25 protein-coding genes and 1 riboswitch are annotated in these 22812 nt (G+C 71.4%); of the genes, 17 read left to right on the top strand and 8 right to left on the bottom strand.

The window, feature by feature from the left end:
- The first annotated feature begins 62 nt into the window (after positions 1 to 62).
- Positions 63 to 593: a MarR family winged helix-turn-helix transcriptional regulator gene (locus EWV39_RS13515; protein WP_238148368.1), complete on the top strand. Its 531-nt coding sequence runs from the start codon at positions 63 to 65 to the stop codon at positions 591 to 593.
- Positions 594 to 660: 67 nt separating this feature from the next.
- Here EWV39_RS13515 and EWV39_RS13510 read toward each other — a convergent pair whose 3' ends face one another.
- Positions 661 to 1221 (bottom strand): ATPase, encoded by a 561-nt coding sequence (locus EWV39_RS13510; RefSeq protein ID WP_129661454.1) that lies wholly within the window; start codon positions 1219 to 1221, stop codon positions 661 to 663.
- Positions 1218 to 1607: a TA system antitoxin ParD family protein gene (locus tag EWV39_RS13505; protein ID WP_129661451.1), complete on the bottom strand. Its 390-nt coding sequence runs from the start codon at positions 1605 to 1607 to the stop codon at positions 1218 to 1220. Before EWV39_RS13505 ends, EWV39_RS13510 begins: the two co-directional genes overlap by 4 nt.
- A gap of 305 nt (positions 1608 to 1912) precedes the next feature.
- Between EWV39_RS13505 and EWV39_RS13500 the strand changes: the two genes are divergently transcribed.
- The 9 genes from EWV39_RS13500 (at position 1913) to EWV39_RS13460 (ending at position 8939) form a co-directional block, all read left to right on the top strand.
- Positions 1913 to 2998 (top strand): ABC transporter ATP-binding protein, encoded by a 1086-nt coding sequence (locus EWV39_RS13500; RefSeq protein ID WP_129661448.1) that lies wholly within the window; start codon positions 1913 to 1915, stop codon positions 2996 to 2998.
- An 8-nt stretch (positions 2999 to 3006) separates the two neighbouring features.
- Positions 3007 to 3666: an ABC transporter permease gene (locus EWV39_RS13495; protein WP_129661445.1), complete on the top strand. Its 660-nt coding sequence runs from the start codon at positions 3007 to 3009 to the stop codon at positions 3664 to 3666.
- Positions 3663 to 4331 (top strand): ABC transporter permease, encoded by a 669-nt coding sequence (locus EWV39_RS13490; RefSeq protein WP_129661442.1) that lies wholly within the window; start codon positions 3663 to 3665, stop codon positions 4329 to 4331. Before EWV39_RS13495 ends, EWV39_RS13490 begins: the two co-directional genes overlap by 4 nt.
- 1 nt (position 4332) lies before the next feature.
- The gene (locus EWV39_RS13485; RefSeq protein WP_129661439.1) at positions 4333 to 5259 is read left to right on the top strand and encodes an ABC transporter substrate-binding protein; all 927 of its coding nucleotides are present in this window, start codon (positions 4333 to 4335) and stop codon (positions 5257 to 5259) included.
- A 52-nt stretch (positions 5260 to 5311) separates the two neighbouring features.
- Positions 5312 to 5737, top strand: a complete 426-nt coding sequence (locus tag EWV39_RS13480) for a DoxX family protein (RefSeq protein WP_129661436.1) — start codon at positions 5312 to 5314, stop codon at positions 5735 to 5737.
- 725 nt (positions 5738 to 6462) lie between these two features.
- Positions 6463 to 7002 carry a hypothetical protein gene (locus tag EWV39_RS13475; RefSeq protein ID WP_129661433.1) on the top strand — a complete coding sequence of 180 codons (540 nt, stop codon included), beginning with the start codon at positions 6463 to 6465 and terminating at the stop codon, positions 7000 to 7002.
- Positions 7003 to 7414: 412 nt separating this feature from the next.
- The gene (locus EWV39_RS13880) at positions 7415 to 7873 is read left to right on the top strand and encodes a GtrA family protein (protein ID WP_165313338.1); all 459 of its coding nucleotides are present in this window, start codon (positions 7415 to 7417) and stop codon (positions 7871 to 7873) included.
- A gap of 45 nt (positions 7874 to 7918) precedes the next feature.
- Positions 7919 to 8614, top strand: a complete 696-nt coding sequence (locus EWV39_RS13465; protein ID WP_129661427.1) for an HNH endonuclease family protein — start codon at positions 7919 to 7921, stop codon at positions 8612 to 8614.
- Between the two features lie 121 nt (positions 8615 to 8735).
- Complete coding sequence (locus tag EWV39_RS13460; RefSeq protein ID WP_129661424.1) at positions 8736 to 8939, top strand: hypothetical protein; 204 nt, start codon at positions 8736 to 8738, stop codon at positions 8937 to 8939.
- Positions 8940 to 9006: 67 nt separating this feature from the next.
- Here the strand turns inward: EWV39_RS13460 and EWV39_RS13455 are convergent, their stop codons facing one another.
- Positions 9007 to 9507: a MarR family winged helix-turn-helix transcriptional regulator gene (locus tag EWV39_RS13455; RefSeq protein ID WP_238148367.1), complete on the bottom strand. Its 501-nt coding sequence runs from the start codon at positions 9505 to 9507 to the stop codon at positions 9007 to 9009.
- A 160-nt stretch (positions 9508 to 9667) separates the two neighbouring features.
- Between EWV39_RS13455 and EWV39_RS13450 the strand changes: the two genes are divergently transcribed.
- Positions 9668 to 10492: a PhzF family phenazine biosynthesis protein gene (locus EWV39_RS13450; RefSeq protein ID WP_129661420.1), complete on the top strand. Its 825-nt coding sequence runs from the start codon at positions 9668 to 9670 to the stop codon at positions 10490 to 10492.
- Here the strand turns inward: EWV39_RS13450 and EWV39_RS13445 are convergent.
- Together EWV39_RS13445 and EWV39_RS13440 are read right to left on the bottom strand one after the other, a co-directional pair.
- On the bottom strand, positions 10489 to 10953 hold the full coding sequence (locus tag EWV39_RS13445) for a hypothetical protein (RefSeq protein WP_129661417.1): 465 nt from the start codon (positions 10951 to 10953) through the stop codon (positions 10489 to 10491). The genes EWV39_RS13450 and EWV39_RS13445 overlap by 4 nt on opposite strands.
- 80 nt (positions 10954 to 11033) lie before the next feature.
- The gene (locus tag EWV39_RS13440; protein ID WP_129661414.1) at positions 11034 to 12524 is read right to left on the bottom strand and encodes an aldehyde dehydrogenase (NADP(+)); all 1491 of its coding nucleotides are present in this window, start codon (positions 12522 to 12524) and stop codon (positions 11034 to 11036) included.
- Positions 12525 to 13341: 817 nt separating this feature from the next.
- Positions 13342 to 13441, top strand: a riboswitch (TPP riboswitch).
- Between EWV39_RS13440 and thiM the strand changes: the two genes are divergently transcribed.
- The 4 genes from thiM to EWV39_RS13420 all read left to right on the top strand — a co-directional run bounded on the left by thiM (position 13432) and on the right by EWV39_RS13420 (position 16840).
- On the top strand, positions 13432 to 14292 hold the full coding sequence (gene thiM / locus EWV39_RS13435) for a hydroxyethylthiazole kinase (RefSeq protein WP_129661411.1): 861 nt from the start codon (positions 13432 to 13434) through the stop codon (positions 14290 to 14292). Its footprint overlaps the riboswitch before it by 10 nt.
- A complete protein-coding gene (gene thiE / locus EWV39_RS13430; protein WP_129661408.1) occupies positions 14289 to 14978 on the top strand; it encodes a thiamine phosphate synthase in 690 nt (229 codons plus the stop codon). Before thiM ends, thiE begins: the two co-directional genes overlap by 4 nt.
- Complete coding sequence (gene thiD / locus EWV39_RS13425; RefSeq protein WP_238148366.1) at positions 14975 to 16042, top strand: bifunctional hydroxymethylpyrimidine kinase/phosphomethylpyrimidine kinase; 1068 nt, start codon at positions 14975 to 14977, stop codon at positions 16040 to 16042. Before thiE ends, thiD begins: the two co-directional genes overlap by 4 nt.
- Before the next feature lie 81 nt (positions 16043 to 16123).
- Complete coding sequence (locus tag EWV39_RS13420) at positions 16124 to 16840, top strand: TenA family protein (RefSeq protein WP_129661405.1); 717 nt, start codon at positions 16124 to 16126, stop codon at positions 16838 to 16840.
- A 56-nt stretch (positions 16841 to 16896) separates the two neighbouring features.
- Here EWV39_RS13420 and mmuM read toward each other — a convergent pair whose 3' ends face one another.
- From mmuM to EWV39_RS13405, 3 genes are all read right to left on the bottom strand, one after another.
- Positions 16897 to 17880 (bottom strand): homocysteine S-methyltransferase, encoded by a 984-nt coding sequence (gene mmuM, locus EWV39_RS13415; protein ID WP_202864947.1) that lies wholly within the window; start codon positions 17878 to 17880, stop codon positions 16897 to 16899.
- 139 nt (positions 17881 to 18019) lie between these two features.
- Positions 18020 to 18481: a universal stress protein gene (locus EWV39_RS13410; RefSeq protein ID WP_129661399.1), complete on the bottom strand. Its 462-nt coding sequence runs from the start codon at positions 18479 to 18481 to the stop codon at positions 18020 to 18022.
- A 13-nt stretch (positions 18482 to 18494) separates the two neighbouring features.
- The gene (locus EWV39_RS13405) at positions 18495 to 19949 is read right to left on the bottom strand and encodes a CitMHS family transporter (RefSeq protein WP_193554720.1); all 1455 of its coding nucleotides are present in this window, start codon (positions 19947 to 19949) and stop codon (positions 18495 to 18497) included.
- 142 nt (positions 19950 to 20091) lie between these two features.
- Here EWV39_RS13405 and EWV39_RS13400 point away from each other — a divergent pair, with 142 nt between their 5' ends.
- Positions 20092 to 21912: a sensor histidine kinase gene (locus EWV39_RS13400; RefSeq protein ID WP_238148365.1), complete on the top strand. Its 1821-nt coding sequence runs from the start codon at positions 20092 to 20094 to the stop codon at positions 21910 to 21912.
- A 21-nt stretch (positions 21913 to 21933) separates the two neighbouring features.
- Positions 21934 to 22587 (top strand): response regulator, encoded by a 654-nt coding sequence (locus EWV39_RS13395; RefSeq protein ID WP_129661393.1) that lies wholly within the window; start codon positions 21934 to 21936, stop codon positions 22585 to 22587.
- Positions 22588 to 22812: the final 225 nt, after the last annotated feature.

Genomic DNA, 22812 nt, shown 5'->3' with positions numbered 1-22812 from the left:
CCGCCCGACAACCCGTCGTCGGGGCGGCCACCGAGCAGACGAGCGCCCGAGAGAGGTCCACGTTGACGTCATCGAACCAGACCGGCCGGCCGGAGGAGGAGCCCCAGTGGCTCACCCCGGAGGAGCGCGAGGCGTGGCTGAGCCTGTCCGCCATCATGTTCCAGCTGCCCGGCCAGCTGGAGAACCAGCTCCAGCGGGACTCCTCGCTGGGCTTCGTCGAGTACATGGTGCTGGCCATGCTCTCCGAGGCCCCGGAGCGCCACCTGACCATGTCCGAGCTCTCGGCGCAGACCAACACGCGCCTGGCCCGGCTCTCCCGCGTGGTCAAGCGGCTGGAGGGCGACGGGTACGTCCAGCGGATCACCTCCGAGATCGACCGCCGGGTCAGCATCTGCCATCTCCTGGAGGCGGGGTACGACGCCGTGGTGGCCGCCGCCCCCGGGCACGTGGAGCAGGTGCGCAAGTCGGTGTTCAACCACCTGAATCGGCGGCAGATCGCCCAGCTGGCGGGGATCGGCGAGGCCCTGCTGGGCGGGCGGCCCTCCGCGATCGTCGCCGCGCAGCTGGCCCACGGTTCCAGGCCGCGGGAGTAGCGCGCGCCCTCGGCGCCGCGGGGAGGGGGGCGTCCTCGATGCTCCGGTCCTGCCGAGGCCTTCCGTTTCAGGGGGCCAGGGGAGACCACGCGGGCCAGGAGCCCTCGGAGACCAGCCGTCCGCCGGCGTACCGCGCGACGCGCCGGAAGGGCCTCGCGGCGCTGGAGTTGTCGTAGACGTGGGTGACGTCCGCGATCAGGCGGGCCCGGGCGATGTGCGTCCAGAGCCGCTCGTAGCGCGCGATGATCTTCTCCCGGGGGACAGAGTGCCCGCCGTCGGCCACGCGGTCCTCGACGCGGTCGAGCGTCTGGGCCAGGGGCACGAGGAAGACGTGGAGCGTCACGTGGTATCCCATGACCGAGGCTCGGCGGACCAGCTCGGTCTTGCTGGGATGGCTGAAGACGGTCTCGGTGATGAAGGAGGTCCGCGCTTCCAGGAGCTCCTGGCGCCTGCCGGCGGCTCGTGCGGAGGCCTCGTAGGCGTGGGCCGCGGGGTCCTCGGGCCAATGGCGGGCGGCGATGTGGTCGGCGTTGACGAAGGGCAGGTGGAGGCCGGCGAGCACATCGCGGGCGAAGGTGGACTTCCCGGCCCCGTTGGGTCCCGCCAGGAGGTGCAGGACGGCGGTCACGACGCCGGCTGGCCGGGGACGCGGCGGATGGGACTGCCCTCGGCGTCGACGTCGGTCCAGGCGCGGCCTTCCGCGGTGAACCTCTCCTCGTAGTCCAGGGAGGCGATGCGCTCTTCGACGGCCTCCTCCCAGGCGGCGCGCACCACGGCCTGCTCCCGCTCGGAGAGCTCGTCGTAGGAGCCGTCTCCGGCGAGGACGCGCTGGATGTCGCGCTGGCTGATGGCGGGGGAAGACTCCAGCTCCTTGCCGATGCGGACCCAGAGGTCGATCTGCTGGGCCGCGCTGCGGCTGTGGATCGCGCCGGCGGCTTGGGCCTCTCCGAAGATCTCAGCGTCGACCCGCGTGGGGGTCGTCTTCTTCGGGGTTTTCTTGGCGGAGGCTTTCATACACAGAGTGTAGCAGCTTGCTACACGCCTTGGGCTGGCCGACGCGATATGTCTTCGGCGGGAGGACCGAGGCACCTCTGCATATCCGGGGCAGCGGGACGGCGCCGGGCCCGCAGCGGGGACGGTGCTCTGGACGGCGGGTCCGGAGAAGGGCAGTCTTCCAGGAGCCCTCCCCGGACCGTCAAGTACGAACCGGCGCATGACAAGGGATTGCGCCCTCGGGGAAGAACCCGCGGCGCGTCTGGGGCCTCCCGGGGCGGGGTGGCCTAGTGTGGTCCCCATAACGGCTACCCCTAAGGATCCCCATGCCCGAGACAGCTGCCACCGCGATCGAGTTCGCCGGGGTCACCAAGCGCTACGAGTCAGCCGTGGCCGTGGAGGACCTGGACCTCGCGATCCCGGCCGGCCTCATCACGACCTTCGTGGGGCCCTCCGGCTGCGGCAAGACCACCTCCCTGCGGATGATCAACCGCATGGTCGAGGCCACCGAGGGGACCATCCTGATCCAAGGCGAGGACAACAGAGACCGCCCCGCCCACGAGCTGCGCCGTTCGATGGGCTACGTCATGCAGCAGGCGGGGCTGATGCCGCACCGCACGGTGGCCGACAACATCGCCACGGTGCCGCGGCTCAAGGGCGCCTCGCGCGCCGACGGCCGCGCCCGGGCTCTCGAGCTCATGGACACCGTGGGCCTGGACCGGAAGCTCGCCAAGCGCTATCCGGCCCAGCTCTCGGGCGGGCAGGCGCAGCGCGTCGGCGTCGCCCGGGCGCTCGCGGCGGACTCGCCGATCCTGCTGATGGACGAGCCCTTCTCCGCCGTCGACCCCGTGGTCCGCACCGACCTGCAGAACGAGCTGGTCCGGCTGCACGAGCAGCTCGAGCGCACCATCGTCTTCGTCACCCACGACATCGACGAGGCGGTCGCCCTGGGCCACCGGATCGCGGTGTTCGGCGAGGGCGGGCGCATCGCCCAGTTCGGCACGCCGGAGGAGATCCTCCGGGCCCCGGCGGACGACTTCGTCGCCTCCTTCGTCGGCCGCGACCGCGGCCTGCGCCGGCTGACCTTCGCCTCCGGGCAGGAGCTCCCGATGCATCCGCTGGAGGGCGGGACGGCGTCGGGGCTGGAGCGGCCCTGGGCCCCCTGGGAGCTGCTGCTCGACGACGCCGCCCGTCCCGCGGGCTGGCGCTTCGGCGAGCGCGAGGTCACCGGCGGCACGCTCTTCACCCCGGGCGGCAGCCTGCGCGAGGCCCTGGACGCCGTGCTCTCCTCGCCCTCCGGCTGGGGTGTGGCGGTGGACGACGCCGGCCGTGCCGCGGGCCTGATCGCCAGCGACGACGTCATGGCCGCCGCCGGCCGCGAGCGCCGCAGCAGATACGGGGTCGGCGAGTGAACTGGCTCATGGGGAACCTCTCCACGGTGGGGCACCTGACTTGGCTGCACCTGCTGCAGTCGGTGCTGCCCGTCGTGCTGGGCACGCTCATCTCGATCCCGATCGCCCGGTTCGCCGCCGGCCGCCGGGCCAGGGGAGCGGGCGGTCGCCGGGGCGCCGGGCGGGTGCGCCGCGGCGTCGTCGTCAATGCCGCCGCGCTGCTGTACACCGTGCCCTCGCTGGCCCTGTTCGTGCTGCTCCCGCTGATCCTCGGCACCTCGATCACCTCCCTGACCAACGTGATCGTGGCGCTGACGCTCTACGTGGTCGCCATGATGGTCCGCTCCTGCGTCGACGCCTTCGAGTCGGTGAGCCCGGAGGTGCTCGACGCCGGCACGGCCATGGGCTACCGGCCCCTGCGCGCGTTCTTCGGCATCGAGCTGCCGCTGTCCGTGCCGGTCATGGCGGCCGGGCTGCGGGTGGCCCTGGTCTCGAACATCTCGATGGTCTCGGTGGGGGCCGTGATCGGCATCCAGTCCCTGGGCACGCTGTTCACCGACGGGCTGCGGCGCGATCTCATGGCCGAGATCGTGGTGGGCATCCTCGCGACCGTGGTGCTCGCGCTGGTGTTGGACCGGCTCGTCACCTGGAGCGCGGCGGCCCTGACGCGTTGGCAGGTGAGGGCATGAACGTTCTGGAGCAGACCTGGAAGTGGTTCGCCGACCCCGCCTCGTGGACGGGGGCCGGCGGCATCTGGTCCCGGCTGGTCGAGCACCTGGGCTACTCGGGCCTGGTGCTGCTGATCGCTGCGGTGATCGCGCTGCCCGTGGGGGTCCTGGTGGGGCACCGGAGAAGCGGCGGGAACGTCGTCGTCGGCGTGGCCGGCGCGCTGCGGGCCCTGCCGACGCTGGGCCTGCTGACGCTGTTCGCCCTGTGGATCGGGCTGGGGCTCACGGCCCCGGTCCTGGCGCTGGTGCTGCTGGCGATCGCGCCGCTGCTGACCGGCGCCTACGCGGGCGTCTCCGCGGTGGACCCGGTGGTGGTCGACGCCGCTCGCGCCCAGGGCCTCACCGAGTGGCAGATCCTCACGCGGGTGGAGCTGCCCGTGGCGGTCCCCGTGATCTTCGGCGGCATCCGGAACGCGACGCTGCAGGTGATCGCGACCGTGACGATCATGGCCTACATCGACCTGGGCGGCCTCGGCCGGTTCCTGATCGACGGCCTCGCGGTGCGGGACTACTCGCGCATGGTCGCGTCCATGATCCTCGCCGCGGCCCTGGCCCTGGTGCTCGACGCCGTGCTCGCCGGCGCGCAGAAGCTTCTGTCATCACCCGGACTGTCCAAGGAGGACTGACATGTTCACACGAATCACTCGCCGAGGGATGCTCTCCGCCGGCGCGCTGGCGGCGGCGTCGACCCTGGTGCTCACCGGCTGCGGCGGCGGGGAGGACGCGCTGGACGAGGGCGGGGACGACCGCAGCATCGTGGTGGGATCCGCCGACTTCACCGAGTCGCAGATCATCGCGGCCGTCTACGCGGAGGCCCTCAACGACGCGGACATCTCCGCCGAGACCCGACCGGCGATCGGCGCCCGCGAGGCCTACGTCGGCGCGGTCAAGGACGGCAGCGTCAGCGTGGTCCCCGACTACTCGGGGAACCTGCTGCAGTACTACGACGAGGTGACCGCGCCGCTGACGGAGGACGAGGTCATGGAGTACCTCCCGCAGAACCTGCCCGAGGAGGTCGAGGTGCTGGACGCCTCGCCCGCCGAGAACAAGGACGCCCTGGTGGTCACCCGGGACACCGCGGACGAGCACGAGCTGACGTCCATCGAGGACCTCGCCGCCTTCTGCTCCGAGATGACCCTGGGCGCCCCGCCGGAGTTCCAGGAGCGCTCCTACGGCCTGCCCGGCCTGAAGTCCAACTACGGTTGCGAGCCCGCCGAGTTCTCCCCCATCAACGACGCCGGCGGCCCCCTGACCGTGCAGGCCCTGCTGGACGATACGGTCCAGGTCGCGGACATCTTCACGACGACGCCGGCCATCAAGCAGAACGACCTCGTGGTGCTGGAGGACCCCGAGAACAACTTCCTGCCGCAGCACGTGCTGCCGCTGGCCAACAAGGACGCGCTGTCCCAGGACGCCCGCGACGTGCTGAACAAGGTATCGGCGGAGCTGACCACCGACGACCTGATCGCGCTGAACGACAGGGTGAGCGGCGACGAGAAGGCCTCCCCGGAGCAGGCGGCCAAGGACTGGGTCGCTGATCACGATTTCTCCTGAGCCCTTGTCACCCAATAGTTGCTAGGTAAAGTGACTGAGCATGACTCATAGAATGACTGGCGCATCCGTGTCCCTCGGCCTGCTCGTCCTGCGGGTGGTCCTGGGCATCACCTTCCTGGTGCACGGGCTGCAGAAGCGGAACGTGTGGACGGTCGACGGGACGGCCGCGAACTTCGACCAGATGGGAGTGCCCTCGGCGGAGCTCGCCGCGCAGGTCGCCACCTACCTGGAGATCCTCGGCGGGGCGGCCCTCATCCTGGGGCTGCTCTCCCGGGTGGCGGGGCTGCTGCTGGCCGTGGACATGGCGGGGGCGATCTTCTTCGTCCACGGCTCCGCCGGGTTCTACGTCTCGGAGGGCGGGTACGAGTTCGTCCTGCTGATGGGGGCCGCGGCGCTGGCCGTGGCGTTCGCCGGGCCGGGACGGCTCGCCGTCGGCGGGGCGCTGCAGGACCGGCGGGGGTGGAGTGTGCTCGCCTGACACTGGTTCCTGACGCTTGGCGTGCCGGCGCGTGATGCCGGCTCTTCGACGGCCTGATGCCCGCGCGGCGTCGGGCCGTCGTCGTCTCGGGACACCTGGATCTGCTTCAACCCTCGCGAGACTCTTTTTCTTCTGGACGTTGCATCACGCTCGTCAGAATCCTCAGTTGTTGGAAAGAAGGACGGTGCCGCTATGGGGAGCCCTGGGCATAGGAGATGCCAAGCGTGCGGGCTTCGTCCAACCGCCGAATACGATGCCGAAAGAAGTGCCCGTGTGACGGTGGACGAGGAGTGCGGAACACCGAAGAAATTCATTGAAAGCCCTGGTCGCGCAAGCATTAGCTTTCGAATGCTGACCAACGCCCAATTTTCGATGTGCAGGTCGGCCGGGATGAGCTAGCGAGACAGCGTCGGCGCTGCAGCGGCCTCACGCGTAAGAGCGGAGATAGCCTCAGCCTTCTGGGTGTCGGTATACGTCCTTGTCAGACCGCATTGTTAAACACGAAACATAGCATGTGACGTATATCTTACCAAGCCTAAGGGGGTAAGGTATCATGTTGTTTTAGGGGGTTGACGCCCAAAGAAAACCGATTTTACGGGGATAGAATCGGATAATTATTTGGAGGATGACATTGAATAACGTCTATAGATCTATCGCTGTGGCCTGTTCTGTGGTCTTGATTAGCATGTTGACATATCCTGCTTATGCTGATGGGTTGGAAGTTAATGTCACTCATCGAGTTGTTGGTTGACATGAAGGTTGCATGGAAGACTCGAGGCGTAAGATTGAGGGGGTGGTGGCGATGGGTCATCGCCCTTGCCCCGTTCGGCCCCTGTCTCGCTTTCGTGGGTAGAGGTGTCGAAACGTGGGCCGACTTTTCCCTAATCCTCCTATCGATCGCAGCGGCGGCGATTCTGTGTTGGCCGATGGTGTTCGCTACTCATAGCGTAGGGGTGGGTGGTAAATTTGTTCGCCTGATTTATTGGCCCCTTTATTGTAAAACTATTAGTTACGAAGAGATCGATTCAGTGAAATTTTGTGAGGTTTTCTCCTGGCGCGATGCTGCGGGCTTGGGGCTCCGTTATTCCCGAGGGTATGGCCTGATGTTTATCAATCGCAATGGTCCGGGAATATCTATTCAAACTCGAACAGGGAAGATTTACTCTATTGTCATTCCGGATTCCTGCGATCGAATGCGGTTGATGGAATCTATCGACTCAAAGGGGTCGATTGATTTCAGTGCTGACTTTGATCCGGACCCATGAGTATTTATGACTGGTTCTTAACTGAAGGGTTACTTCTTCCTGGTGTAAAATCTGAGCCATCGCATCGAAAGTTTTATTGTGATGGTGAGGAGGTATGCGGACGTCGAGCTGTCGTCTCGGTATAGGCTCCGTCTCATGGGGGCGGCGGTTGTTCCGTCGATTCGGTACGCGCCTGCATCTTCGCACTCAGGGCGGTTGTTCCGCGACGAGGTCATGCTCTGAAGGCGTCGGAGAGGACTCCGGCTCCGTGGAAGGACGCCGCGGGCCGCCTATACTCGAGAAGCCCGCCGGACCGCGGGCGCAAGCGCTGCCTCGGGGGAGGCGGGAATGTCATGCCGGCAGCGAATCATCCGGCGGGGGAGGCGTCGTGGAGACTGTGGCGGAGAGGCAGCGCCGGAGGTCCCGGCGTGGCATGCAGGTGCGATTCCTCGTCGTCGGGGGCTCCTGCTACGTGCTCACCGTGGTCTTGAACTTCGCGCTGAAGTGGACGGTCCTGTCGGATTTCCCGGCGACGGCCATGGTCCTCGCCACGGCCGCCGCCAGCGTCGTCTCCTACGGGGCCAACAAGCTCTGGACCTTCGGTGCTCGGGGGCGACGCCGTTGGTGGGTCGAGGCGCTCCTCTTCTCCCTGGTCGCCCTCGTGGGGGCAGGCATCAGCAGCGCTCCGGTGTACTTCTCCCGATACGTCCTCGGCCTCGCGACGCCGGCGCACGAGCTGGTGGTCCAAGAGGCGGCGGACTTCGTGGCGGGACCGATCCTGGGAACGGGCCTCGCCATGGTCGTCAGGTGGCTCGCCATGGACAGGCTCGTGTTCCCGCCGCCTCGGCCGGTGGCGTGCGGGCCCTGCCCGCCCGCGCGCTGCGCGCCGTAGAATATGGCGGTCCCCTCCTTCACCTTCCCCACGAGGAGTCCCGCCATGCCTTCACGGTCCCGCCGCAGCCGTCAGAACAGGATCGTCGCTATGGCGGTGGTGGGGGTGGTGCTGCTGGTGGTGCTGGCGATCCAGTGGGCCACCGGGAACCTGGACCTCTCCCAAGATCGGGCGGCGCCCGAGCCGACCTCGCTCAGCGCCCAGGAGGCCGCCCGGGAACTGGACGGCCTGGAGGTCGCGCCCGAGGTCCGCGAGGGGTACCAGCGTTCCCTCTTCGGCGACGGCTGGGGAGACCTGGACGGCGACCGCTGCGACACCCGCCAGGAGATCCTGCAGCGGGACCTCGACGACGTCGTGGCCCGGGACGGCTGCCGGGTCGATACGGGGGTGCTGCAGGATCCCTACACCGGTGAAGCCATCGACTTCCGGCGAGGGGCCGACACTTCCTCGGAGGTGCAGATCGACCACGTCGTCGCCGCCGCGCAGGCTTGGTACTCCGGGGCCTACGCCTGGGACGAGGGGCAGCGGGTGGAGTTCTTCAACGACCCGGACAACCTCCTGGCCGTGGACGGACCGACCAACAACTCCAAGGGCGCCAAGAGCGCCGCACAGTGGCTCCCCGAGAACCCGCAGTTCCGGTGCGAGTACGTCGGCCGGCAGATCCAGGTGAAGTCCAAGTACGAGCTGACGGTGACCCAGGGCGAGAGCGCGGCGATGAGGGACGTGCTGGCGGACTGCTGAGGGCTGCGGGGCGCGAGGAGAGGCCGCCCGGCCGGCTTCATCGGTCCGCAGGGGCGGCGTTGTACACTAATGATTGGTGTACAAAACATCTCGCAGAGCGCCGGACCGAAGGGACGAGGCAGTGGACAAACCGACCGGAGACGACGCCTTCACGTGGGGATTCCGCATCAGATCGCGGCTGGTCTTCCTCCTGCTGCACGTCGTGGGCCCGCCGCAGGGCAGCTCCAGCAGCGACCCCCGGCTGCGCGAGAAGCGCGAGTACGAGCGGCGTCGGGATCTGCACCGGCAGTGGCTCGCGGAGCAGGAACAAGGGCAGGGAGAGTGAGCCGGGGCGTGCGCCGCTGAGCTTCGCAGCCCCCCGCGAACGGCGTGGTTCCGCCTCCGTCGGCGCGTCAGCCAGGCAGGTCCCCCGAGGCCCGGGCCGCGCGGATCAGCTTCATCATGCTCGCATGCAGGGCCTTCAGCTCCTCGACGTCCATGCCGAGCTTGCCCATCATGATCCCCGGGATCTCCTCGGCCCGCCGGCGCAGCCGCCGACCCTCCGCGGTGAGCACGATGGCGAGCGCGCGCTCGTCCTCGCGGGCCCGGCCGCGCTGCACGTAGCCCAGCGCCTCCAGCCGCTTGATGAGGGGTGAGACGGTTCCCGGGTTCATGGACAGCTTCTCGCTGAGCTGCGTGAGGGAGAGGGGCTCGTGCTCCCAGAGGGCGAGCATCACCAGGTACTGCGGATGGGTCAGCCGGAGCGGCTCGAGGACGGGCCGGTAGGCCGCCACGACGCTGCGCGAGGCCAGGGAGAGCGCGAAGCAGATCTGGCTCTCCAGGGCCAGAGGATCCTCCGGCGCCTCGTCGTCCATGTGCCCTCCCGGAGTCCTCGCCGTGCGCTGCGTGCTCATGATACCCGAGGGGCGGACCACGGCCCCGCTCTCGTCCGGCGGCCGGTGCGGCCGCCCTTCCGTCCGGAGCGCCCCCGACCCTGGTACGGTCCTGGGAGAGTCGGCCCCCGGGCGCCCGTGAGCCCGGCCGAGCCCCATCCCAGCCCCGTCAGGAACCCTCATGCCCAGCCTGCCGTTCTTCGAGGTCGACGTCTTCGCCTCGGGCCCGTTCTCCGGAAACCCGCTGGCCGTGGTCGCCGAGGCCGAGGACCTGAGCACCGAGGAGATGGCCCGCATCGCGGCCTGGACCAACTTCTCCGAGACGACCTTCCTGCTCCGCCCCCGCCGGCCCGAGGCCGACTACAGGGTCCGCATCTTCACCCCCTCGGGCGAGCTGCCCTTCGCCGGGCACCCGACCCTGGGCACCGCGCGCGCTTGGCTGGCCCTGGGCCACGAGCCGGCGGCCGGGGCGGAGATCGTCCAGGAGTGCGAGGCCGGCCTGATCCCCGTGCGCCGCGAGGCCGGCCTGCTGCTCTTCGCGACCCCGCCGCGCCTGCGCGCGGACCCGCTCACGCCCGGGGAGACGGCGGAGATCGCCGCCCTGGCCGGCGTCGCCGTGGAGGACGTCGTGGCGGCGGCATGGGGGGACAACGGCCCGGGCTGGCGCATCCTCCAGCTTCCCGACGCCGACGCCGTGCGCGCCGCGAACCCCGTCCCCGGCACCGGCGGCCTGAAGTACGGCCTCGTGGGGCTGGAGCCCGCGGGCGGCGAGCACGCCTACGAGGTGAGGGCCATCAGCGTCGACCGTGAGGATCCCGTGACCGGCAGCCTCAACGGCGCGGTGGCCCAGTGGCTCCGCGAGCGCGGCCTCGTGCCGGACCGGTACACCGCCGTCCAGGGCAGCCGGGTGGGACGCGACGGACGCATCCGGATCGTCGACGAGGGCCGGGAGATCTGGGTGGGCGGCCGCGCCGCGCTGCGCGTCCGGGGCGAGATCGAGGTCTAGGCCGGCTCCTCGTCGTCCCGCCGGGTCCGCCCACCGCAGGGGCCGGAGCCGCGGCGCGCCCGCAGGACGTCGTTCGACTCGAAGAGGCTGACCCAGTGGGTGCCGGACCGCTCCAGCCGTGCGAGGTGCACGACGCTGTTCAGGATGTCCGTATGCTCCATGTCCGGGTAGGCGATCCCGACGACGTTGACCTCGGCGCCGGGCCGACTGACATGATCGCTGACATCGACCCAGGCCCCGCCGAAACGCTCGACGAGCCCTCTCCCGATGAACGCGGCGTAGTCATCCAGCGCGACCTCCTCCGACGTCAGCAATGATTTCTCGGCGCTCATCAGGGACTGCGCGGACCAAGGGGAGCCGGCGTCGACCCCCGGGAGGCGCGAAGCCAGATCGGCGCTCTTCAGGAGAAGGTCGGCGTGCCTCGCGAGGCCGCCCGCGTCTCTCGTCAGCCCATCAGCCATGCGATCCTCCCGTGGGTGCGTCCTGCGCCGCTTCCTCGGGGTTCCTGCGGCGCCTGCCGCCCTCAACCCCTGCAGGCCCCTCAGGCCTCCTCCGGCTTCCCGTCCACCAGCCGCGGGCAGCCCCACGGGTTGTCGTCCCGCAGCGGCTCGGGCAGGCGCTCCTGCGGGAAGCCCTGGTAAGCCACCGGGCGGAGGAACCGCTCGATCGCGGCCGTGCCCACCGAGGTGCTGCCCGGCGCGGTCGAGGCGGGGTAGGGCCCGCCGTGCTGCTGGGCGTGCGTGACGGACACGCCGGTGGGCCACTGGTTCCACAGCACCCGGCCCGCCTTCTCGGCGAGCACCTCGAGCAGGGCCTCGACGTCGCACTCCGGCTCCGCGTGGACGGTGGCCGTCAGCTGCCCCTCGTACAGGCCCGCCAGCTCGGCCAGGTCCTCGCCCTCTCCGTAGGTGACCACCAGCGAGGCCGGCCCGAAGCACTCCTCCTGCAGCTGCCTGGCATTGGCGTGGAGGTAGTCGGCCTGGGTGATCAGGATGGCGGGGGAGGGGTCCGCCCCCGGCCTGACCGCGCCCGAGCGCCCGCCGTGCAGGGGCTCGACGCCGTGGCGCGCGCTGAACTGGGCCAGCGAGCGCTCGTACTCCCCGTGCAGCCGGTCGTTGAGCATCGGGGCGGGGCCGGGCAGCTCCGCCTCCTCCAGCAGCTCCACGATCCTCGAGCCGCGCGGGACGACGAGCGTGCCCGGCTTGGTGCTGATCTGGCCCATCCGGCCGGTCACGGACTCGACGAATCCCTCCGCGATCTCCTCGGCCCGCCGCTCGGCGGCCGCCGGGGTCACGAAGACGGGGTTGTTGCTGCCGAGCTCGCCGTAGAAGGGAATGGGGTCCGGGCGGCGCTGGGCCAGGTCGAACAGTGCCCTCCCGCCCGGGATCGACCCCGTGAAGCCCGCCGCCCTGACCTCCCGGGCCGTGACGAGGAGCCGTCCCGCCTCGGTGCCGTGCACCAGCGAGAGGAGCCCGGCGTCCGCTCCCGCCTCCTCGATCGCGGCGGCGACGACCTCGGCGGTGGCCAGGGAGAGCTCGGGGTGCCCGGGATGGGCCTTCACGATCACGGGATTGCCCGCGGCCAGCGCCGAGGCGGTGTCCCCGCCCGCCACGGAGAAGGCGAAGGGGAAGTTGCTGGCGGCGAAGACCGCGACCGGGCCCAGCGGCTCCTTCATCCGCCGCAGGTCCGGACGGGGCGCCCCGGCGGGCCACTGCGGGTCGGCGTGGTCGATCCTGGCGTCCAGGAAGCCGCCGTCGCGCAGGGCCTCGGCGAAGAGGCGGATCTGGAAGGTCGTGCGGGTGAGCTCGTCGCGCAGGCGCCACTCCGGCAGGCGGGTCTCCCGCAGCGCCACGGGGATCAGGGTCTCGGCCGCGGCGTCGAGGGCGAGGGCGATGGCGTCGAGGACCCGGGCGCGCTCGCGGGGAGGAGTGCGCTTCCACGGGGCGAACGCGCGGGCGGCGTCGGCGACGAGGTCCCGCACCTCCTCCGAGGCGGTGACCCGGACGGTCGAGAGGGTGTTCCTGAGGGCCATGGTCTTCCTTCCTGCGATCGGTGCGATCGCCGCCCATCGGGCGCCGGTGAGTGACGCGGCTAACACTCGCCGCACACGTGCCACTCTACCCAGGCCGAGCGGTTCCGGGGAGCAGGTCCTGGGGATGGTCCACATCCGTGGAGAAAGTTATCCACAGGAGTGGATTTCGATGTGCACAGATCGAATACGTCTGCGAAGGGAAGGGCCTCGAGGGGCGACTGGGGACGGTGGAAAGGGTGCTGCGCCAGGGTTTTCGAAAGGCGGGGGCGGCTCGAATACCATCCGTGTCGGTGGAGGTCGGTTTGTGCACAGGGCCTGTGGATATCATCCCCTTCTGTGGAGTCGAGGGCCTCGCGGTGGGACGCTGAGGTTGAGAGATCGTTGATTTCCCGGGGTTTTCGGGCTGCTGGCCGATATGCACACCGCACTGTCGTTATCCACAAGAAGGTCGATTTATCCACAGTCATCCACAGGTAGGCCGTGGGTACCGATGAGTTCTCCACGGTTTGTGCAGATGTTTATCCACAAGTGTGGACGATGAAGGGGAGATCGAGGGGGATATCCCCTGGTTCGGCCCCCTGTATATCGGCTGCGGCATGCTTTCGTCCCTCTTTTCACCCCGGATACGGGCGGGAGCGGACCTGCGGCGACCGCACGACGTCGTCATCCGCCGGCCATGACGCCCGTCACTAACCACGCCCGTGTAAGTTCTCCACACTGTGGGTAACTCTTGTGGATAGTCATGCCGGGATCGAAATACGTCCTCTCCCCGGGCTTCCCGATAGGGTGGGGACGTGGGCGCGATGACGCCGTCCACACCCATGACAAGGGGTGCCCCCGCCGGACGGGGGCTGAGATCACACCCTTTGAACCTGATCTAGCCAGCACTAGCGAAGGGATCGTCAGCATGACGAGTTCGAGCGCACCCATCGACCGGGACGGGATCGCCGCCTGCGTCGACGCCGCCCGCGCGGCCCACCCCCTGGTCCACGCCATGACCAACTCCGTGGTGCGGGAGATCAGCGCCAACGTCCTCCTGAGCGTCGGCGCGGCCCCCGCCATAGTGGACAGCCTGGAGGAGGCGGGGATCTTCGCCCGCGGGGCGGACGGGGTGCTGGTCAACGTCGGCAACCCCTCCTCGGAGAACTTCACGGCGTACCGCGCCGGCATCGAGGGCGCGCGGGCCGCGGGCGTCCCCTGGGTCCTCGACCCGGTGGCCGTGGGCGGGCTGCCCCCGCGCACCGAGTTCGCCCGCGACGTCCTCTCCCTCGCCCCGGCCGCGATCCGCGGCAACGCCAGCGAGATCACCGGCCTGGCCGGGCGCGGCGCCGGCGGGCGCGGCGTGGACTCCACCGATCCCGTGGAGGCCGCGCTGGAGGCCGCGGCCGAGCTGGCCGGGAGGACGGGCGGCGTCGTCGCCGTCTCGGGCGAGCGCGACGTCGTCGTCTCAGCGGAGGGCACCACCTGGCTCACCAGCGGGCACGAGCTGATGCCGCTGGTCATCGGGACCGGGTGCGCGCTGGGCGCCGTCGTCGCCGGCTACCTGGGCGCGGCCCGCGGCCGGGGGCTGTCCGCGCACCTCGCGGTCCTGGCCGCCCACGCCCATCTCGGCGCGGCGGGGACCCTGGCGGGGCGCACCGCCCGCGGGCCGGGCTCCTTCCACGCGGACTGGCTGGACGCGCTCCACTCCCTGGACGGCGCGGGCGTGGCCGAGCTCGTGGAACTCGAGCACTCGGCGGCCCTGCCGGGCGCGGAGGGTGCCCGATGATCCCCGCCGGCACCGACTTCTCGCTGTACTTCATCACCGACACGGCCCTGTGCGGCGGCCCCGAGCGCGTCCCCGAGGTGGTCCGCGAGGCCGCGCTGGGCGGCGCCGGCGTCGTCCAGGTGCGGGACAAGCAGGCCACCGACGCCGAGTTCGAGCGCCTGGCACGCGCCTGCGCCGCCGCGGTCCGCGAGGCCGAGGACTCGCTGGGCCGCGGCGTCGAGCTGGTGGTCAACGACCGGCTGTCCGTGGCCGCCGAGCTGGGCCTGCACCTGCACGTCGGCCAGTCCGACGCCGGCGCCGAGGCAGCGCGGAAGGCGCTCGGCCCGGAACTGATGGTCGGCCTGAGCGTCTCGACCCCCGAGGAGACCCGCCGCGCCGTGGGGCAGGGGATCGCCGACGTCGTGGGCATCGGGCCGGTGTGGACCACGCCCACCAAGGGCGACGCCGCCGCCCCGCTGGGACCCGACGGGACCGCCGAGTGCGCGGAGCTCGCCCGCGCCGGCGGCCTGGCCGGCGTCGCCATCGGGGGGATCAATGCCTCCACCGCCACCCAGCTCGCCGGCGTGCCGGTGGACGGGCTGTGCGTGGTCTCCGCGATCGCCGCCGTCCCCGACCCGCGGGCCTCCGCCGCCGAGATGCTGCGGATCTCCCGGACGGTCCTCACCGCGACGGGAGGCGCCCGATGACCCGCGTGACGACCGGCTCGAGCCCCGAGTCCGTGCAGGGCTCCCGCCCGGCCGCGGTGATGGCCGATCCCGGTGCGTCCCCGCGCCCGGTCCCGTCAACGGTTGACCCCGGTGCGGCCCCGCGCCCGGCCACCGCGATGACCATCGCAGGCTCCGATCCCTCGGGCGGCGCCGGCATCCAGGCCGACCTCAAGACCTTCTCCGCGCTCGGCGTCTACGGGACGGCATGCCTCAGCGCGCTGACCAGCCAGAACACGGTGGGCGTACGGGAGGTCATGGAGGTCCCGGCGGCCTTCTGCATCTCCCAGATCGAGGCGGTGATCGACGACCTGCCGGTGGACGCCACCAAGATCGGCATGCTCGGCGGCGCGGAGACGGTGCGGGCCGTGGCCCGGACCATCGCCGGCCGGCGGCGGGAGTTCGGCACCCTGGTGCTGGACCCCGTCATGGTCGCGACCAGTGGCGACGCCCTCATGGGCGACGGCGCGGCGCGGCGGATGCTCGAGGAGCTGGTGCCGCTTGCCGACGTCGTGACCCCCAACCTCCCCGAGGCCGCGAGCCTCCTCGGGGCCGAGGAGGCCGAGGACCTGCCGGGCATGCGCGAGGCGGCCGTGGAGCTGCTGGGCCTCGGACCGCGCGCGGTGCTGCTGAAGGGCGGGCACCTGCGGCGGGGCGACGCCGTCGACGTCCTGGCGATCGCCCGCGAGGGGGCGGAGCCTCTGCTCACGGAGTGGAGCGTCCCGCGCGTGGAGACCCGGAACACCCACGGGACCGGGTGCACGCTCTCCTCGGCGATCGCGGCGCACGCCGCCCGCTCGCGCGGGGCCGGCCTCCCGCGGGGGGCGGGCCTTCCGGCCGGGACCGCCCATCCGAGCGGCCGGTCCCAGCCCGACGGTGTGGCCGCCGAGCCGGCCGGGCTCGACGACGCCGCCCTGACCGCCGCCGTCCGCTCCGGCAAGGAGTTCCTCACCCGCGCCCTGACGGAGGGCGCCGGATGGCGACTCTCCCGCACCCCAGAGGCCGGCCACGGCCCCGTGGACCACCTCGCCCAGATCCTCCGCTGACCGTCGGCGGCGCGCCACATCCCTCGTCCCATCGCATGCGGGATCGATCCCGCACACCTTCCCACCGACCCCAGGAGCACCATGCCCCTCTTCAGAGACCGCCAGCAGGACCAGTCCGCCCGATGGGAGACCGGCGAGTTCACCGGCTCCCTCTGGGCGGACGCCGCCGAGATCATGGGCCGCGTGTGCAACCTCCCCTTCCTCAACGACCTCGCCGAGGGGACGCTCGAGCCCGAGGCCTTCGTGGAGTACCTCCAGCAGGACTCCTTCTACCTCGCCAACTACTCCCGCGCGATGGCGGTCCTGGCCAGCAGGGCGCCCACCCCGGCGGCGGCCGAGTTCTGGGCCGGCAGCGCCCAGACCGCCGTCGCGGAGGAGAAGGCGCTGCACTCCCAGCTCATGAGCGACCCGGTGCTCTCCGGGATCCCGCGCCCGGCGGCTCCCTCGCCGACCACGCGCGGCTACATGTACACGCTGATGGCCGCCTGCGCCTACGAGCCCTACGAGGTCGGCGCCGCCGCCGTGCTGCCGTGCTTCTGGATCTACGCGGAGGTCGGGCAGGAGCTGGCCGGCCGCGCCGCGGCCGTCGCGGAGCACCCCTACGGCGCCTGGCTGGCCGAGTACGGCGACCCGGCCTTCGCCGAGGCGACGCAGGCGGCGATCGTGCTGGTCGAGGAGGCGGCCGCCGGCGCGGGGGAGGGCGTGCGGGAGCGGATGCGCGAGGTCTTCCTCGACGCCTCCCGCTACGAGGAGCTCTTCTGGGACGCGGCGCACCGCCGGGAGGCCTGGAGCCGCTGAGCAGGGAGGAGGCGGGCCGGCCGGCGGGCTTGTGGGCCTCCCCGGCGCAGCCGTCCCTAGACTGCCCGCCCGTCCCCGAGCGCGCGGGCGATCGCGGCGACGTCGTCGGCCGTGGTGCGGCAGCAGCCGCCGACCGCGCTCGCACCGGCGGCGACCCACCTCGGTGCCAGCTCGGCGAGCGACGTCGCGCCCTCCTCCCCGGAGTCGTCCCGCCCGGACCAGGCCTTGGCGAGCGGATCGTAGGACTCGCCGGAGTTGGGGTAGACCACGATGGGTGCGCTGGTCCCTCGCCGCAGCGCGCGGATAGCCTCCCCGACGCGGGCCGGGGCGAGGCAGTTGACGCCCACCGCGACGACGCCGGGCGCTTTCCCGAGCTCGCGGGCGATCTCCTGCAGCGGCGTGCCGTCGGGCAGGGCGGGCGGCGCGGGAGCGGATGATGCGTGAGCGGGTGATGCGGCCGCCGGCGTGAAGGAAAACCACGCCGGCGTCCCCGGGAACTCCTCGGCCAGCAGCACGGCCACGGCACGGGCCTCGTCGGCCCGGGGGAGGGTCTCGATGGCGAGCAGGTCCACGCCGGCCTCGAGCAGCAGCGCGATCCTGCCCCGGTGGAAGTCCCGGTATCCGGACTCGTCCATCCGGTACGCGCCGGTGTATTCGCTGCCGTCGGCCAGGTGGGCGCCGTAGGGCCCCACGGAGCCGGCCACGAAGGCGCCGGGACGGACGGCGTCGCGGGCCTGCCGGGCCGCCGCGACCGCCCGGCGCACCATCTCCCCGGCCTCCGCGCGGTCCAGGCCGGCGGCGGCCAGCGTCGGCAGGGCGGCCTGATACGTGTCGGTGATGACGACGTCGGCGCCCGCGGCCAGGTGCTCCTCGTGGACGCGCCGCACCGCCTCGGATCCCTCGCGCAGGGCGGAGGCCGTCCACAGGGCCGAGTCGGTGCGGACGCCGAGCCGTTCCAGGCCGGTGGACATGCCGGCATCGAGCACGAGGGGGCCGGCTCGCAGGGCCGCGGCGATTCCGCTCGCCCGGGGCTCCGTCACGACGTCTTCCGGAGCGGAGTCCGCGGTGCCGCCCCTGGGCGCCGGCTCGGGACCCGCCGAGACGCCGAACGGCCGGGACCCCGCCGCGCCATCGCGCGGCGGGCTCCCGGCCGCTCCGTCATGTCCCGTCATCGGCCCGCTACTTGACCATCAGCACCGGGCACTCGGCCTCGAGGATCACCCGCTGGGCGCTCGAGCCGAGGAACAGCTTCAGGACGGGGGACCGGCGCCGCGAGGACATCACGATCAGCTCGGCCTTCCACTCCTCGGCCAGGCCGAGGATCTGGGAGGCGACGTCGGTGTCCGCCCGCTGGACCTCGAACTCCACGCCCGCCTCGATCAGACCGCGGACCAGGTCCTTGGTCTGGGCGATCGCGTTGGTCGAGGGGCCCGCCGTGCTGTCCGTGGCGAACAGCACGGCCCGCAGGGCGGCGTCCTCCCGGCGCGCGACCTTGACCGCCTGCTCCAGGACCGAGGGCTTGGAGTCGGCGCGGTACGCCAGGACGACGGTCCGCTCGGCATCGTCGATGCCGTCCGAGGCGGCGACCCGCAACGAGGGGGCGGGGTAGTTCTGACGGGGGGTCGAGTAGAAGTCGGTCACGTCTTACAAGCTCCTATCCAATGGCGACGACGCCCACCAGCACGCCCACGGCCAGCATGACCAGGGCGACCAGCAGTGCTCGCCACAGTACCTTCTTGTGGTGGTCCCCGAGGTCAACCCCGGAGAGCGAGACGAGCAGCAGGATCGCCGGGACCAGCGGGGACTGCATGTGCACCGGCTGGCCGGTGATCGAGGCGCGGGCCATGTCGGCCGCCGGGATCCCGTAGTGGGCGGCGGTCTCGGTCAGCACGGGCAGGATGCCGAAGTAGAAGGCGTCGTTGCTCATGAAGAACGTCATCGGGATCGAGAGCAGGCCGGTGATGACCGCCATGTACGGCCCCATCGAGGTGGGGATCACGTCGACCAGCCAGGCGGCCATGTCGTCCACCATGCCGGTGCCGCTCATGATGCCGGTCAGCACGCCGGCGGCCATGACCATCGCGACCACGGAGATGATCGCCGAGGAGTGCGAGGCGAGCTCCTCCTGCTGGTCCTTCAGGTTGGGGAAGTTCACCATCAGGGCGATCACCATGGCGATCATGAACAGGTAGGGCAGGGGCAGCAGGTCCATGACCAGCATGACCATCACGGCGACGGTCAGCACGAGGTTGAACCAGAACAGCTTGGGGCGCAGCGTGGACCGGTTGGGGTCCAGGGCGGTGTCGGTCAGCGCGGCGCCGTGGCCGCCCTCGGGCTGCTCCTGCGCGACGGACATCGCGCGGGTCGCGGGGCCGGCGGCCGGGGCGGCGCCGTCGTCGGAGGAGGAGGCGCCCGACGTCGTGCGGGCGGCCGCGCCGACCAGCTCGGAGCCGTCCGACTCGGGGCCCTTCTTCATGGCCCAGGAGATGCCGTTCTTGGCCAGCCGGCGGCGTTCGGAGACGCCGAGGAAGTAGGCGAAGACGAAGCACAGCAGCAGACCCGCGATGAGGGCGGGGACCATGGGGGCGAAGATCTCGTTGGCGTCGATCTGCAGCGCGGAGGAGGCGCGCGCCGTCGGGCCGCCCCACGGGACGATGTTCAGGGTGCCGTTGATCAGGCCGGCGACGCAGGTGAGGACCACCGGGGACATGTGCAGGCGCTGGTAGATGGGCAGCATCGCGGCGGTCACCACGATGAACGTGGTGGAGCCGTCGCCGTCCAGGGAGACGGCGCCGGTCAGCAGCGCGGTGCCCATGACGACCTTGACGGGGTCGTGCCCGGCGACCTTCAGGATGAACTCGACGAGCTTGTCGAAGAGCCCGACGTCGATCATGATGCCGAAGTAGATGATGGCGAAGAGCAGCAGGGCCGCCGTCGAGGACATCGAGGCGATGGCGTCCATGACCATGTCGCCGATGCCCAGGCCGGCACCGGCGAAGAGGCCGAAGATGGTCGGGACGATGATCAGCGCCAGGATGGGCGAGAGCCGCTTGGTCATGATCAGCGTCATGAAGACGAGGATCATGGCGAAGCCTAGGATAACGAGCACGAGCTTCTCCTTCGAAGGCGTATGTGATGCTCGATACACCCTAGGGTGGCGCGCATCGCGGCGCGCGTTTGTGCGCACTGAACGCGTTCTGCCCGTTCTGCGCCTTTTGCGCATTCTGCTCAGGCGCGGCTACCGTGGGAGCGTGCCCCGTTCCGCCCGATCCTTCTCCCGCCGCGTGCTGCTGAGCCAGCTCGCGGTGGTCGTGGTGCTGCTGGCGCTGGTCACCGGCGTCTTCGCCTGGATGGGGGCCCGGGCCGTCACGGACGTCAGCGAGACCGAGGCGCTGGCGACGGCGCGGACCCTGGCCTCCGCGCCGGAGGTCAGGGAGGGCTCCACCCGCGCCTCCCGGGAGCACGCCGCCGAGCCCGACGCCGCGATCACCGGCCCGCTGCAGGACCTCGCCGAGGACCTGCGGCAGCGCTCCGGCATCCAGTTCGCCGTCATCACCGACGACCGCGGCATCCGCCTGACCCACCCCCGCCCCGAGGAGATCGGGAAGCGGGTCTCCACCTCCCCGGAGTCGGCGCTCGCGGGCCGGGAGACCGTGACCCACGGCGCGGGGACGCTCGGGGAGACGGTCCGCGCCAAGGTCCCGGTCTACTCCAGCGCCGACGACGGCGCGGTGGTCGGCGAGGTCTCGGTGGGCATCCACGCCTCGGTGCTCGACGCCGACCTGCGGCGGGAGTTCCTGGCCCTCGGCTCGGTCGCGGTGCTCGCGCTCGCCCTGGGCGTGTTCGCCTCGCTCGCGCTGGGCCGGCGGCTGCGCCGCGAGACCCTGGGGGTGGGCCCGGAGGAGCTCGCGGAGATGGCCCGGGACCAGGGGGCGGTGCTGCGCGGGCTCGACGACGGCGTGCTCGGCTTCAGCTCCGCCGGCGAGCTGACCCTGAGCAACTCCACGGCGGACGAGCTGCTGGGCGGGACCGCAGGCGGGTCCGACCACAGGCACGGCGTCGTCCCGGAGGAGATCCGCCGGATGATGGCGGAGGCGCCCGACCGCGGGGCGCTGCGGCGCCGGGTGAGCGTCGGGGGCCGGATCCTGCTGGCCACCGCGGTCCGGGTGAGCCGGGGCGGGGTCTCGGTGGGCGGCGTCGTGACCCTGAGGGACGAGACGCAGATGCTGACGATGGCGCGGCAGCTGGAGTCGGTGACCTCGATGGCGCAGGCCCTGCGCGCGCAGCGCCACGAGTTCGCCAACCGGCTGCACACGGTGCTCGGGCTGGTGGACACCGGGGCCGTGGAGGAGGCGCGCGGCTACCTCGCCACGATCCTGCGGACGGGGCCGATCGCGACGCCGGTCGAGGGGATCGAGCTGGTCTCCGACCCGTACCTGCGCGCCCTGCTGGAGGCCAAGGGGACCACCGCCGCCGAGGCCGGAGTGGCGTTGTCCGTCACGCCCGACTCCCTGGTGCTCGGGCGGGTGGGCGAGCCGGAGGACGTCACGCTGATCCTCGGGAACCTCATCGACAACGCGGTGCGCGCGGCGGTGCGGGGGCGCGCGGGGGAGGAGGCCGACGGCGCGCCCGGGGCCGGCAGGGGGATCGTCTCCGCTGCGAGCGGTGCGGGTGCCCCCGCCGCTGTCGAGGTCCAGCTGCTGAGCTCCGGGAGCGAGCTGCACGCGGTGGTGACCGACACCGGCGGCGGGGTGGCGCCCGGGGACGCGGAGCGGATCTTCGAGGAGGGGGTCAGCGGCCTCGCGGGCGGCGGCCTGGGCCTCGACCTCGGTCCTGATCCCGGTTCCCCCGCCGGTGCCGACGCCGCCGGCCCGAACCACGGCCTCGGCCTCGGCCTGGCGCTGTGCCGGAGGGTCGCCCAGCGTCACGGCGGCCGGGTCTGGCTGCTGGACGGCCGCGACCCCGACCTGGGCGGCGCGAGCTTCGCGGTGCTTCTGCCCGAGGTGCTGGAGGGCCCCGGCGACGAGCCCGGGGGAGGACCGGACGCCACCACCCCCGATGACCACCGATGACAATGCGGACGAGGAGGAACGATGGTCAACGTCCTAGTGCTCGACGATGACTTCTACGTGGGGCAGCTGCACTGCCAGTACGTCGACGCGGTGCCCGGATTCCGCGCCCTGGACCCGGTGCGGGACGTGCGTGCCGCCCGCAGGTCCCTCGCCGAGGAGGAGGTGGGGCTGCTGCTGGCCGACTACGTGCTCCCGGACGGCAACGGCATCGAGCTGATTCGCGAGACCGAGGTCGACGCCGCGGTGCTCTCCGCGGTGGCGGACCCCCAGGTGGTGCGCTCGGCCCTGCGGGCGGGCGCGCTGACCTACGTCCTGAAGCCCTTCGAGGCCGGGCACCTGCAAGGGTTCCTCCGCCGCTACGCCCGCTATCGCCGCTACTGGGACCGGGAGAAGGTGGGCCAGGCCGACCTCGACCGCCTGATGCGCACCCTCCACGATGCGGCCTCGCCCGGGGCGGGGCCCGCCCGCGGCGCCGGCTCCTCGACCGCGGAGCGCATCGCCACGACCCTGGAGGACGCCGGGGGCCCCATGACGGCCCTGGAGGTCGCCGAGGCGGTGGGGACCTCGCGCGCTACGGCGCAGCGCCACCTGGCCAAGCTGGCCGAGTCCCGCGTCGTCACGGTCTCGCTGCAGTACGGGAGCACGGGACGCCCGGAGCACCTGTACGGGACGTGACGGGGCGGTTCCGCGATGCCCGGAGCCGCGTCCGGCGGGGTGCGGCCACGAGAGGGCCCCGAGGCGCCGAGGGGCCTACCGCCTGAGCTTCCAGGGGGCCTTCGCCGACTTGTGGTTGCGGGTCAGCGTGCCCTCTTCCCCGTCCTCCAGCTCGATCTTCACCCCGGAGAGGTCGAGGGGCCCGGTGCGCTCGTTGACGTGCTCCTCGAGCTTGGAGAAGCCCTC

It is taken from the genome of Rothia halotolerans, assembly GCF_004136635.1.
GTDB lineage: Bacteria > Actinomycetota > Actinomycetes > Actinomycetales > Micrococcaceae > Rothia > Rothia halotolerans.
Note: the sequence above shows the minus strand (reverse complement) of the source record. Positions and strands in the feature narration are given on the sequence as shown.